Raw genomic sequence first — 12,293 nt, 5'->3', positions numbered from 1 at the left:
GGAGACATGAAACGCGCCGCACTGTGGCCGGAGCACAGCCTTCCCGCACACCACGTCCCGCCGCCCTGGCCCGGCCGGCACGTACGCCTCGACGGCACGCTCGTGCACGTCCGCGACACCCCGGCCACCGGTCCCGGCGCGGAGCCCGCGCTGTACGTGCACGGCCTCGGCGGGTCGGCGCAGAACTGGACCGACCTGGCCGGCCTGCTCGCGGACCGGCTCGACGGCCAGGCGATCGACCTGCCCGGGTTCGGGCGCAGCGAGCCCGGACCGCGCTACACGATCCCGTCCTTCGCCGAGCGGGTGATCCGCTGGATCGAGCACAGCGACAGGGGGCCGGTGCACCTGTTCGGCAACTCGCTCGGCGGCGCGATCTCGGTCCGGGTGGCTGCGTTGCGCCCGGACCTGGTCCGCACGCTCACCCTGGTCTCGCCCGCGCTGCCGTTCCTGGACTTCCGCCGCTCGTTGCAGGGGCGGATGCTCCCGCTGCTGGCCATCCCCCGGGGCGAACGCCTGGCTGCCTGGCGGCTGGCCCAGTTCAGCCCGGAGGTGACCGCGCAGCAGGTGATGGAGGCGTGCGTGGCGGACCTGACCCGGATCAGCGAGCAGCGCCGGCAGGAGGCGATCGACGAGATCCGGGTCCGGTACGAGGCGGCCCACTACGCCGCCGCGTACGTGCGGACGTTCCGGGGCCTGGTCGGCAGCTTCCTGCGGTCGTACCTGCCGGGGGAGGGCGCGCTCTGGCGGCAGGCTTCGGCGGTCCGGGCGCCCACGCTCGTGGTGGGCGGGCGGCAGGACCGGCTGGTCGACGTGCGGGTGGCGCCGCAGGCCGCGCGGGTCATCCCGGACAGCCGGCTGCTGATGCTCGACGGCGTCGGGCACGTGGCCCAGCTGGAGGTGCCCCGGACCGTGGCGCGGGCGGTGCTCGGGCTGCTCGCCGAGGCGACACCGTCGCTCATCACCGGCATGGGGGAGAGCGGAACGGAGCGTGACATGGCAGGCTGAGCCGGATGCCCAGCTCCCGCCGCCCTCGTGCCACACGCTCCCGTTCCTCGTCTCCGCGCTGGCGTACCGCGCTCGTGGTCTGCGCCTTCGTCGCCGCCGCCGCGGTCGGGGTCGGCGTGGCGGTGCAACTGCCGTCGGCGGGCGCGGGGACGCGGGTCACCGACGGGTTCGTCGCCCAGCCTCCGGTCCCCACGCGGGAGCCGTCCACGCCGAGCGTCGCGCCGCCGCCTCCGGTGGCGCCCAGCTCGCCGGCCGCGCCGGTGCTGACGCTGTCCGGCCCGGGGCCGGCGAAGGGCCGGGGCAGCTTCGCGTACGACGAGCGGACCAGCGGTGTGCTCGGCCGCTCGGGGACGCTGCGCCGCTACCGGGTGGCGGTGGAGAACGGTTCCGGCGAGGAGGTACGCGCCTTCGGCGAGGCGGTGCAGCGCGCCCTGACCGGCCCGGGCAGCTGGGTCGACGGCGGCACGCTGCGGTTGCAGCGGGTCGGCCCGGGCGACCGGTACGACTTCACGATCTACCTGGCCACCCGGGACACGGCCGGGCGGCTGTGCGGGGCGGGCGGGATCGACATCCGGGTGGGCGGGGTGCCGTACACGTCGTGCCGGGTGCCGGGCAAGGTGGTGATCAACCTGGACCGGTGGCGGACCTCGGCGCCGCACCTGGTCGAGGCCGGGATGCCGCTGGACACGTACCGCCTCTACGTGGTCAACCACGAGGTGGGTCACCAGCTCGGGCACCGGCACGAGGGGTGTCCGGGCGCGGGGCGGGCGGCGCCGGTGATGCAGCAGCAGACGCTCTTCCTCAAGGGCTGCCGGCCGAACCCGTGGCCCTACGTGGGCGGGAAGCGGTACACCGGGCCGGCCCTCTGAGCGCCGGTTTGTGAAGAACATTCGCGGCATAGGCGGCAAAAGCAGCTAAATGCCCGAATTGCATGGCACGCTGAGGTCATGACGTCGTCGTCCCCTTACGACAACCGCGCCACGCCGCCACCCGAGCGTCCCACCTTGCGCCGGATGCGCCGGCGCCGCCGCCGCTCGGTGCTGCTGCTGGCGATGCTGCTCGCGGCCGTCGGCGGCGCGGCCGGGATCACCCGGCTGAACGCGCCGCCGTCCGGACACGGCGCGACGTCACTCGCCGCCGAACCGTCGCTGGCGCGCGGCGCCGCCGAGGCCGACGTCCCGGCGGCGGCGCCGACCGGCTACCCCACCGCCGGCCCCGGCACGTTCGCGGTGGCCCAGGGCCGATCTCCGGTACGCGGACAGGAGGGCCCGCTACGCCGCTACCGGGTCGAGGTCGAGCGGGACACGGGGCAGGACGCCGACGAGTTCGCCGCCACCGTGGACGCGGTACTGGGTGACCCGCGCAGCTGGATCGCCTCGGGGAACCTGCGGGTGCAGCGGGTGCCCGAGGCGGCCGCGGCCGACTTCACCGTCTACCTCGCCACCCCTGTCACCTCCGAGCGGATGTGCGCCGAGGGCGGCCTGCGCACCGACCGGTACACCTCCTGCCGGCTGCCCGGCCGGGTCGTGCTCAACCTGGCGCGCTGGATGACAGCGGTGCCCGACTACGGCGCCCCGATCGAGGTCTACCGCACCTACGTGATCAACCACGAGGTCGGGCACGAGTTCGGCGAGCTGCACCAGGCGTGCCCCGCGCCCGGCGCGCCCGCACCGGTGATGCAACAGCAGACGTACGGGCTGGACGGCTGCCTGCCGAACGCCTGGCCGTACGTCGGCGGGGTCCGGTACGAGGGCGAGCCCACCGACGGCGTCTGAGTTATTCCCGGTCCCGCAGTTCGGGCGCAGTGTCCCTCATCATGGCCGATCCCGGCCCGGGCGAGCGACAATGGCGCGGTCACACCGCCGATCCCGGGGAGTCCACCGTGTCGTTGCCCCCGCTCGTCGAACCCGCCGCCGAGCTGACCGTAGACGAGATCCGCCGCTACTCGCGCCACCTGATCATCCCGGACGTCGGGGTCGAGGGGCAGAAGCGGCTGAAGAACGCCCGGGTGCTCTGTGTGGGCGCCGGTGGCCTCGGCTCGCCGGCGCTGCTCTACCTGGCCGCGGCCGGTGTCGGCACGCTCGGCATCATCGACTTCGACACCGTCGACGAGTCGAACCTCCAGCGCCAGGTCATCCACGGCGTCTCCGACGTGGGCCGGTCCAAGGCCGAGTCCGCCGCGGCGTCGATCCGCGCGATCAACCCGCTGGTCAACGTGGAGATCCACAACACCGCGCTGGACCGGGAGAACGTCCGGGACATCTTCTCCCGGTACGACCTGATCGTCGACGGCACCGACAACTTCGCCACCCGCTACATGGTCAACGACGCGGCGGTGCTGCTCGGCAAGCCGTACGTCTGGGGTTCGATCTACCGCTTCGACGGCCAGGCGTCGGTGTTCTGGGCCGAGCACGGCCCCTGCTACCGCTGCCTCTACCCGGAGCCCCCGCCGCCCGGCATGGTCCCCTCCTGCGCCGAGGGTGGCGTGCTCGGCGTGCTCTGCGCGTCGATCGGGTCGATCCAGGTCAACGAGGCGATCAAGCTGCTCGCCGGCATCGGTGAGCCGCTCGTCGGCCGGCTTATGGTCTACGACGCCCTGGAGATGAGCTACCGCAAGATCAAGGTCCGCAAGGATCCGAACTGCGTGCTCTGCGGTGAGAACCCGACCCTCACCGACCTGATGGAGGACTACGAGGACTTCTGCGGCGCCGTCTCCGACGAGGCGCAGGAGGCGGTGGTCGACTCGACCATCACCGCGCTGGAGCTGAAGGACTGGCAGGACTCCGGCAAGGACATCTTCCTGGTCGACGTGCGTGAGCCCGCCGAGTACGAGATCGTCCGCATTCCCGGTGCGACGCTCATCCCCAAGGGCGAGATCCTGTCCGGCGAGGCGCTGGCGAAGTTCCCGCAGGACCGGCAGATCGTGCTGCACTGCAAGTCCGGCGTCCGCTCCGCCGAGGCGCTGGCCGCGCTGAAGGCGGCCGGCTTCTCCGACGCGGTGCACCTCCAGGGCGGTGTGCTCTCCTGGGTCAAGCAGGTCGACCCGTCGCTGCCCGCGTACTGAGTCGTGTCGATGGGCCCGCCCGGCGCTCCGGGCGGGCCCATCGTGCTCTCCGGGGCCCCTGGCGTGGGCATACGCCCGATCACGGCGACCGCTGGGCCGGGTGGTCCTGACCGAGCTACCGAGGCGTGACATCGGCCGCGCCAGTACCGTCAGTGCCGTGGTGGACTTGGACGCGGCGATCGGATTCGTCGTCGCTCACGGTGACGCGGTGGACCGCGCCCGCCTCTCCCGGCTGCGCACCGGCGCTCCGGTGCCGCCCGAGGTGCTCGACGCCGCCGAGTCCGGGCAGGCGCCGGGCGGCGGCTGGCCCGCCGTCCTCGACGACGAGGTCGCCTCGATCGACGCGACCTGCTTCCGCCTGGCCGAGCTGGACGACCTCGGCGCGCTGGGCCGCCCCGCCGCCCGGCACGCGCTGGACTGGCTGGCCGCCCGGCAACTACCAGACGGCGGCTGGGACGAGGACCCCTCGCTGGCCGGGCTCGCCCCCGAGTGGGCCACCCCCGGTGATCCCGAGGCCCGGCTCTACCAGACCGCCAACGCCGGGTTCTGGCTGACAGTGGCCGGGCTGGACGCGCGGGCCGCCGGCCCACTCGACCACCGGGTCGGCGGCGCGTACGCCGGTGTGGTGCAGGCGGCGGCCCAGGCGCTTGCCGCGCAGCTCGCCCCGGACGGCAGCTGGCCGTCGTTCCTGCCGGCCGGCTGGCTCGCCGCCGCGGTGCTGCACCGCCAGCAGATGTACTACGAGGCCGCCCGCATCCAGGCGGTGCTGGCCGACCGGATCCCCCGGATGTCCCCGGCCGACGTGGCCTGGCTCGCCGCCACACTGCGGCGGGTCGACGTGGGCGAGGAGCAGTGGCTGCTGGTCTCCGCGCGCAGGCGGCTCACCGAGACGCAGCGCAGCGACGGCGGCTGGGACAGCGACGACGGCCACCAGTTCGACGTGCACACCACGCTGCGGGCGATCCGCGCGTGCCGCCCGCACGCGCCCGAGGCGCCGGTGTCCGGGGCGCCGTTCGTGGTGCCGCAGACCGCCGAGCTGCCCGCACCACCCGCCGTGCCGGCCCCGCGCCCGCGCCGGCTCCCCGCATCGCCGCCGCCCGCGCCCGACTCTGGGCCGCCCGCCTCCACGCCCGCGTCGCCTGCGCCCGGGTCTCCGCTGCCCGCCCCGGCTCGCCCGTTGACCGGCCCGGCCGAGGCATCTGTCGCATCGGCGGGTCTCGATCACGACCCGTCGTCCCGCCAGGGCACCGAGCCGTCGGCAGGCCGCGATCCCGAACCTTCGGCGGGCTTCGGCTCCGACCTGTCGTCCAGTTTCGGCAGCGACCCGTCGGCCGGACCGGGGATCGCGCCGGAGCTGTTTCCGGCCCGGGGTCTCGGGCCTGAGACCTGGTTCCGTCCGGACACCGGGTCGGATGCGATGCCCGGATCGGGAGCAGGGCCTGATCCGTCAGCCGGTGTTGAGGTGTCGGCCGGTCCGGACAGTGGGCAGGGGCTGTGGTCCGCCTGGATCGTCACGCCCGATCTGCTCCCCGACGAGAGCACCGGGCCTGCCGCACATCTGGCACCGGAGCTGCTGTCCGGCCCCGTGCCGCCCGTTCTGCCTCCGGCGGTTGCGGTGCCACCGGCCGCCCCGGTGTCTCCGGGATTGCCTCCGCTCGTAGTCCCCGGGCTGATGATCAACACCAGATCGGGGAAGTAGCGGCATCAAAGGTGCCGGGATACCGCCACTTCCCCGTTCTGGCGCGTGACTGGAGATCAGCGCAGGTGGCCGTCTCCGGTCACCACGTACTTGGTGCTGGTCAGCTCCGGCAGACCCATCGGGCCGCGCGCGTGCAGCTTCTGCGTCGAGATGCCGATCTCCGCGCCGAAGCCGAACTCGCCGCCGTCGGTGAAGCGGGTGGACGCGTTGACCATGACCGCTGCCGAGTCCACCCGGGCCACGAACTCCCGGGCCGCCCGCTGCGAGTCGGTGACGATCGCCTCGGTGTGGCCGGTGCCGTACCGGCGGATGTGCGCGACCGCCGCGTCGAGCGAGTCGACCACCGCCACCGAGATGTCGGCGGAGAGGTATTCGGTGCCGAAGTCCTCCTCGGTGGCCGGCACCACGGCCTCGGAGTGGGCGGCGACAGCGGGCGTACCGTGCACCGTCACCCCGGCCTCGGCGAACGCGGCCAGCACGGCCGGCAGGAACGCGTCCGCCACGTCCCGGTGCACCAGCAGCGACTCGGCGGTGTTGCAGGTGGACAGGCGCTGGGTCTTGGCGTTCAGCGTGACCGCCAGGGCCTTGCCGAGGTCGGCGGCGGCGTCCACGTACACGTGGCAGTTGCCCACGCCGGTCTCGATCACCGGGACCGTCGACTCCTCGACCACGGCGCGGATCAGCGACGCGCCGCCGCGCGGGATCAGCACGTCGACCAGGCCGCGGGCGCGCATCAGCTCCTTGACCGAGTCGCGCGTGCTGGAGTCGAGCAGCTGCACCGCGTCGGCCGGCAGCCCGGCGCCGGAGACCGCGTCGCGCAGCACCGCGACCAGCGCCGCGTTGGAGTGCGCGGCCGACGAGGAGCCGCGCAGCAGCGCCGCGTTGCCGGACTTCAGACAGATCCCGGCGGCGTCGACTGTCACGTTGGGCCGGCCCTCGTAGACGATGCCGACCACCCCGAACGGCACCCGCACCTGGCGCAGCTCCAGACCGTTGGGCAGGGTCGAGCCGCGTACCACCTCGCCCACCGGGTCGGGCAGCGCGGCCATCTGGCGCAGCGCGTCGGCGATCGCCGCCACCCGGCCCTCGTCGAGCGCGAGCCGGTCCAGCACGGCCGCCGACAGCCCGGCCTCGCGCCCGGCCGCCAGGTCCGCCGCGTTCGCCGTCAGGATCTCCGGGGTACGCGCCACGAGCGCGTCGGCCATCGCGTGCAGCGCGGCGTCCTTGACGGTACGGGTGGCGGTGGCCAGGGCTTCCGCCGCGTCCCGGGCTCGCCGGGCCTGCTCGACGACGCTCATCGTGCGTACTCCTTCGGAGGTGTTTCAAGGAAGGGCCCCTTATTAACAGACGTCTGTTAATAAGGGCCCCTTGCTTACAGCAGGACCAGGTCGTCGCGGTGGACGACCTCACGTTCGTACGCCGGGCCGAGCGCCGCGGCGAGCTCGGAGGTGGACCGGCCGAGCAGGCCGGGCAGCTCCACCGCGTCGTAGTTGACCAGTCCCCGGGCCACCGGCGCCCCGGCGGTGTCGACCAGGTCGACCGGGTCACCGGCGGTGAACGCGCCGTCGACGGCGGTGATCCCGGCGGGTAGCAGCGACTTGCGGCGGCCCACCACCGCCTGCACCGCGCCCGGATCGAGGTGCAGCCGGCCGCGGGGGGCGGTGGCGTGCGCCAGCCAGAACAGGCGGGCGGCGGGGCGCCGGCTGCTCGGGTGGAAGTACGTGCCGACCGGCTCCCCGGCCAGCGCCGGCGCGGCCAGCGGCGCGGCGGTCAGCACCACCGGGATGCCGAATCCGGTGGCGATCCGGGCCGCCTCGACCTTCGTCACCATGCCGCCGGTGCCCACCCCGGCCCGGCCGGCTCCGCCGACGTCCACGTCGGCGAGGTCGCCCTCGCCGTGCACCTCGGTGATCCGGGTGCTGCCCGGGCGGGCCGGGTCGCCGGTCCAGAGCGCGTCGACGTCGGAGAGCAGCACCAGCAGGTCGGCGTCGACGAGCGCGGCGACGAGCGCGGCCAGGCGGTCGTTGTCGCCGAACCGGATCTCCTCGGTGGCCACCGTGTCGTTCTCGTTGACGATCGGCACGGCGTGCAGGTCGAGCAGCTTGCGCAGCGTCCGGTACGCGTTGCGGTAGTGCGCGCGCCGGGTCACGTCGTCCACGGTGAGCAGGACCTGCCCGACGGTACGGCCGTGCCGGGCGAACGCGGCGGCGTACCGGCCGATCAGCAGGCCCTGGCCGACGCTGGCGGCGGCCTGCTGGGTGGCCAGGTCGCGCGGACGCCGGGGCAGCCGCAGCGGGGCGAGCCCGGCCGCGATCGCGCCGGAGGAGACCAGCACCACCTCGCGTCCGGAGGCGGCGAGCCCGCCGAGCGTGTCGACGAGCGCGTCGACCCGGGCGTCGTCGAGGCCGCCCGTCGCGGTGGTCAGCGAGGACGAACCGATCTTGACGACGATCCGCCGGGCCGAGGTGACTGCTTCGCGCACCCGACCATTCTGCGCGCTGCGGTCTGCGGGGCCGCGGCGCGTTCCCATATCGTGGCAGCTCGCGACCGGTCCTCCGATGGAGCTCACACGAAATCGGTTGCTCGTCGAACGAACAGTTCTGATCGTCCGGTCAGCAGCACAGAGCCTCACCCTGCCCGCCCGGGCCGGCGAGCCGTGGGCCACCTGGACCGATCGCGGCGGCTGCCTGTGGCTGGAGGAGTATCCGGAGAACGACGACCCGCGCGGCGAGCAGGTGCTCGACGGGCACATCTTCCCCCTGTACGGCGTCGACGACTACCGGCGGCTGACCAGCGACGAGCGGGCCGCGGAGATCTTCGACGCCGCCGCCATCACGGTGCCACCCGAAGTACCACCAGGTCCACACCCGGCAGACCCTCAAGCTGTACGAGGTCACCCACGCCACCGTCTTCGCCGAGTACGCCGACACGCTGCGGGCGGACTACCCGGTGCCGGACCTGACGGGCACCGTGCAGTTCGAGCCCGGGACACACGTACCGGCTACACCTACGACCGCAACGGCGCGGTGCGCGACGCCCGGAAGGTCACCTTCGCCGCCGTGACGGAGCTGGCACTCGGCGGCACCGCCTGGGTCAACGGGGAATTCAGCTACCACGTGAGCGGCGGTGAGCTGGGCGGCTACTGGCTGGCGGCGCGGGGAGACCTCGCCATCGCCACGATCGCCGGCTGAGGCCCTTATCGTGGCTTCCCGTGACACCTGACGAGTACGTCGAGGCGGTGCTGTCGCTGGTCGAGCGGATCCCGCCGGGGCGGGTGATGTCGTACGGGGCGGTGGCCGACGCGCTGGCCGAGCGCTCGGGGCGGGCGTCGCCGCGACTGGTCGGCTCGATCATGGCCCGGCACGGTGGCGGGGTGCCGTGGCACCGGGTGGTGAACGCGGCGGGCCGGATGCCGCCGGGGCACGAGCGCAAGGCCCGGGAACGACTGCTCGCCGAGGGGTGCCCGCTGCGCGGGGACCGGGTGGACCTGACGGCGGCATCCTGGTCGCCGGACGAGGGGATGTGACGCGGACCATAACGTGAGTAGCATTCGGCTCCATGACAGCTTCGGGCCTGCCCCGCCGGGTGCACCTCGGGTACGCGCTGGGTTCCCTGGTCACCGGCGCGTTCGGCACCGTGCCCGGACTGCTCCTGCTGCCGTACCTCACCGACACGCTCGGCGTCGCCGCCGGGCTGGCCGCGCTGCTGGTGCTGCTGCCGAAGGCGTGGGACGTGCTGGTCAACCCGGTCGCCGGGCGGATCTCCGACCGGACCCGCTCCCGCTGGGGCGCGCGCCGTCCGTACCTCCTCGGCGGCGGACTGGCGCTCGCCGTCCTGTTCGCCTCGATCTTCGCCGCGCCGTTCGCGAACGGTCCGGCCGCCGCCGCGTACGTGGCGCTGGCGTTCCTGGCCACCGCGACCGCGTTCGCGTTCTTCCAGGTGCCGTACGTCGCCATGCCGGCCGAGCTGACCGCCGACCCGGCGGAGCGTACCCGGTTGATGACCTGGCGGATCGCGGTGCTGGCGCTGGCCATCCTGGTCTCCGGCGCGGTGGCCCCGGCGGTGGTGAGCGCGGGCGGCGACGGCGTGCCCGGCCACCGGTGGATGGGCCTGTTCGTCGCCGTGCTGATCGTCGCCGGCACGGTCGGCGTGTTCCTGGGCACCCGGTCGGCGCCGACCGGGACGGTGGGGGAGAGCGAACCGAGCCTGCGCGCGCAGCTCGCCGTCGCCACCGGCAACCGGCCGTTCCGGGTGCTGCTGATCTGCTTCGTGATCCAGTCCGCCGGGGTGGCCACCGTGCTGGCCGGGGTGAAGTACTTCGCCGATCAGGTGCTGCGTGAGCCGGACAGCGGCCCGACGCTGCTGTTCGCCTGCTTCGTGGCACCCGCGCTGCTGGTCATGCCGCTGTGGTCCCGGGCAGGTGCCCGGCTGGGCAAGCGGGCGTCGCTCGCCGCCGCGTCGCTGATCTTCGCGGTGGGCGCGCTGGCCCTGGTCGCCGCGCCCGCTCTGCCCGCCGCCGCGGCCTACGTGGTGGTCGCGGTGATCGGCGTCGGGTACGCCGGCCAGCAGGTGTTCGCGCTGGCCATGCTGCCGGACTGCATCGCGTACGACACGGCACGCACCGGGCGGCGGCAGGCCGGGGTGTTCACCGGGCTGTGGACCGCCGGGGAGACGTTCGGGCTGGCGCTGGGGCCGGGCATCTACGGCCTGGTGCTCCAGCTCTCCGGTTACGTCTCCTCGTCCACCGGGACCGCCGCCGTCCAGTCCGGCACGGCTCGGCTCGGCGTGCTGCTCGGCTTCACGGTGCTGCCCGCCCTGCTGGTGGCGATCCCGCTGGTGCTGCTGCGCGGCTACACCCTGACCCCGGCCCAGCTGGCCGCCGCGCCCGACGCCGCCGAGGCCACCGCGTCCGGGTCCACCGCACCCGGAACCACCGAGACCGGGGCCGGCGCACCGGTCACGCGGGCGTGAGCACCGCACCGTCCGGCCCGTCCACGAGAGGAACCACCCGATGACCGACACGGCAGGCGGAGGCGCGCTGCCCGCGCGTGGGATGCCCGCGACGGACGTACTAGGTGAGATCCGCGCGTTGCGGGCCGCCGACCGGCCGACGCACGGCGGGCGGCTGTTCGCGTACGTCTACGACCCCGGCGTGGCCGGGCTGGATGAGCTGGCGCAGGCCGCGTACGCGGAGAGCGCGCACGTCAACGGCCTCGACCCGACCGCGTTCCCGTCGCTGCTGGCGATGGAGAACGCGCTCGTCGGCGCCGCCGCCCGGCTGCTCGGCGGCGGGCCCGGCACCGGCGCGCCGGACGTGGTCGGCAGCGTCACCAGTGGCGGCACCGAGTCGCTGCTGCTCGCCGTCAAGGCGGCCCGGGACGCCCGTCCGGACCTCGCCGAGCCGCGGATCGTGGTGCCTGCGAGCGGGCACGCGGCGTTCGCCAAGGCGGCGCACTATCTGCGGGTCGCGCTCGACACCGTGCCCGTCGACCCGGTGACGCTGCGCCCGGACGTGGCCGCGGTGGCCGCCGCGATCCGCCCGGAGACCGTGCTGGTGGTGGCGTCCGCGCCGTCGTACGCGCACGGGGTGGTCGACCCGGTGCCCGAGATCGCCGCCGTCGCGCAGGCCGCGGGTGTGCGCTGCCACGTGGACGCCTGCTTCGGCGGCTGGGCGCTGCCCTGGCTGCGCCGGCTCGGCGCGCCGGTGCCGCCGTTCGACTTCGCCGTGCCGGGGGTCACCTCGATCTCGGTCGACCTGCACAAGTACGCGTACGCGCCGAAGGGCGTCTCGGTGCTGCTGCACCGCGATCCGGCGCTGCGCGCCCCGCAGTTCTTCGCGTACGCGGACTGGCCCGGGTACACGATGGTCAACCCGGTGATCGCCTCCACCCGGTCCGGCGGGCCGATCGCCGCCGCGTACGCCACACTGCGGCACCTCGGCGAGGACGGCTACCTGCGGCTGGCCGCCGCCACCCGGGACGCAGTCGCCGGGCTGGCCGGCGCGGTACGGGCCACCGGCGGCCTGCGGCTGATGGCCGAACCGGAGACCACAGTGGTCTGCTTCACCAGCGACGATCCGGGACTCGACCTGTTCGTGCTGGTCGACGAGCTGACCGAGCGTGGCTGGCACACCCAGCCGCAGCTCACGTACGCCGATCTGCCGGCCAGTGTCCACCTCACCGTCACCGCGGCGGTGGCGCCCCGGGTGGCCGAGTTCGGCCCGGCGCTGGCCGAGGCGGTCGCGGCGGCCCGCACCGCCGGGCCGGTGGTGCTGCCACCGGAGCTGCTGGCGCTCGCCGGCAGCCTCACGCCGGAGGCGCTCACCCCCGACCTGGTCGCCGGGCTCGCGGGCGGGCTCGGCCTGGCCGGCGGCGCCGGTGTGCCGAACCGGATGGCGGTGGTCAACACGCTGCTCGACGCCGCCCCGGCGCGGCTGCGGGAACGGCTGCTCGCCGAGTTCGTCGGGCTGCTCCAGCGCCCCGCCTGGTGACGGGAGGCTCGTCCGTTCGGCGGAGAAGTCGGGCG

Annotated in this window: 10 protein-coding genes and 1 pseudogene; 9 read left to right on the top strand and 2 right to left on the bottom strand. The window is 74.3% G+C overall.

Features of this window, described 5'->3' with window-relative positions; genetic code table 11:
- Positions 1 to 6 precede the first annotated feature (6 nt).
- From NMK34_RS27515 to NMK34_RS27495, 5 genes and pseudogenes are all read left to right on the top strand, one after another.
- Complete coding sequence (locus tag NMK34_RS27515) at positions 7 to 1,005, top strand: alpha/beta hydrolase (protein ID WP_318335772.1); 999 nt, start codon at positions 7 to 9, stop codon at positions 1,003 to 1,005.
- Between the two features lie 5 nt (positions 1,006 to 1,010).
- Positions 1,011 to 1,874 carry a DUF3152 domain-containing protein gene (locus NMK34_RS27510; RefSeq protein ID WP_318335771.1) on the top strand — a complete coding sequence of 288 codons (864 nt, stop codon included), beginning with the start codon at positions 1,011 to 1,013 and terminating at the stop codon, positions 1,872 to 1,874.
- A gap of 78 nt (positions 1,875 to 1,952) precedes the next feature.
- Entirely contained in the window at positions 1,953 to 2,780 is an 828-nt protein-coding gene (locus NMK34_RS27505) for a DUF3152 domain-containing protein (protein ID WP_318335770.1), read from the top strand.
- A 41-nt stretch (positions 2,781 to 2,821) separates the two neighbouring features.
- Positions 2,822 to 4,069 carry an adenylyltransferase/sulfurtransferase MoeZ gene (gene moeZ, locus NMK34_RS27500; protein WP_318335769.1) on the top strand — a complete coding sequence of 416 codons (1,248 nt, stop codon included), beginning with the start codon at positions 2,822 to 2,824 and terminating at the stop codon, positions 4,067 to 4,069.
- 58 nt (positions 4,070 to 4,127) lie between these two features.
- A pseudogene (locus NMK34_RS27495) lies at positions 4,128 to 5,045 on the top strand (hypothetical protein); the annotation flags it as partial.
- A 779-nt stretch (positions 5,046 to 5,824) separates the two neighbouring features.
- Here the strand turns inward: NMK34_RS27495 and NMK34_RS27490 are convergent.
- Positions 5,825 to 7,066 (bottom strand): glutamate-5-semialdehyde dehydrogenase, encoded by a 1,242-nt coding sequence (locus NMK34_RS27490; RefSeq protein ID WP_318335768.1) that lies wholly within the window; start codon positions 7,064 to 7,066, stop codon positions 5,825 to 5,827.
- A gap of 74 nt (positions 7,067 to 7,140) precedes the next feature.
- Positions 7,141 to 8,298: a glutamate 5-kinase gene (proB, locus tag NMK34_RS27485; protein WP_318335767.1), complete on the bottom strand. Its 1,158-nt coding sequence runs from the start codon at positions 8,296 to 8,298 to the stop codon at positions 7,141 to 7,143.
- Positions 8,299 to 8,347: 49 nt separating this feature from the next.
- On the opposite strand from proB, the gene NMK34_RS27480 reads away from it, so the two are divergent.
- The 4 genes from NMK34_RS27480 to NMK34_RS27465 are packed head-to-tail and all read left to right on the top strand — an operon-like array spanning position 8,348 to position 12,258.
- The gene (locus NMK34_RS27480) at positions 8,348 to 8,959 is read left to right on the top strand and encodes a D-glucuronyl C5-epimerase family protein (protein WP_318335766.1); all 612 of its coding nucleotides are present in this window, start codon (positions 8,348 to 8,350) and stop codon (positions 8,957 to 8,959) included.
- A gap of 20 nt (positions 8,960 to 8,979) precedes the next feature.
- On the top strand, positions 8,980 to 9,294 hold the full coding sequence (locus NMK34_RS27475) for an MGMT family protein (RefSeq protein ID WP_318335765.1): 315 nt from the start codon (positions 8,980 to 8,982) through the stop codon (positions 9,292 to 9,294).
- Positions 9,295 to 9,326: 32 nt separating this feature from the next.
- Positions 9,327 to 10,739: an MFS transporter gene (locus NMK34_RS27470; RefSeq protein WP_318335764.1), complete on the top strand. Its 1,413-nt coding sequence runs from the start codon at positions 9,327 to 9,329 to the stop codon at positions 10,737 to 10,739.
- A 40-nt stretch (positions 10,740 to 10,779) separates the two neighbouring features.
- Positions 10,780 to 12,258: an aspartate aminotransferase family protein gene (locus NMK34_RS27465; RefSeq protein WP_318335763.1), complete on the top strand. Its 1,479-nt coding sequence runs from the start codon at positions 10,780 to 10,782 to the stop codon at positions 12,256 to 12,258.
- Positions 12,259 to 12,293 lie beyond the last annotated feature (35 nt).

Origin of the sequence: Micromonospora sp. BRA006-A, assembly GCF_033433935.1 — a bacterium.
GTDB classification, from domain to species: domain Bacteria; phylum Actinomycetota; class Actinomycetes; order Mycobacteriales; family Micromonosporaceae; genus Micromonospora; species Micromonospora aurantiaca.
This window is presented reverse-complemented; position numbering and strand designations above follow the sequence as displayed.

Bases quoted from the DNA above. Each gene is read 5' to 3' on its own strand.
- proB (WP_318335767.1), bottom strand. From the start codon at position 8,298: ATGGGAACGCGCCGCGGCCCCGCAGACCGCAGCGCGCAGAATGGTCGG.
- NMK34_RS27505 (WP_318335770.1), top strand. From the start codon at position 1,953: ATGACGTCGTCGTCCCCTTACGACAACCGCGCCACGCCGCCACCCGAG.
- NMK34_RS27510 (WP_318335771.1), top strand. From the start codon at position 1,011: ATGCCCAGCTCCCGCCGCCCTCGTGCCACACGCTCCCGTTCCTCGTCT.
- moeZ (WP_318335769.1), top strand. From the start codon at position 2,822: ATGGCCGATCCCGGCCCGGGCGAGCGACAATGGCGCGGTCACACCGCC.
- NMK34_RS27490 (WP_318335768.1), bottom strand. From the start codon at position 7,066: ATGAGCGTCGTCGAGCAGGCCCGGCGAGCCCGGGACGCGGCGGAAGCC.
- NMK34_RS27465 (WP_318335763.1), top strand. From the start codon at position 10,780: ATGACCGACACGGCAGGCGGAGGCGCGCTGCCCGCGCGTGGGATGCCC.
- NMK34_RS27470 (WP_318335764.1), top strand. From the start codon at position 9,327: ATGACAGCTTCGGGCCTGCCCCGCCGGGTGCACCTCGGGTACGCGCTG.
- NMK34_RS27515 (WP_318335772.1), top strand. From the start codon at position 7: ATGAAACGCGCCGCACTGTGGCCGGAGCACAGCCTTCCCGCACACCAC.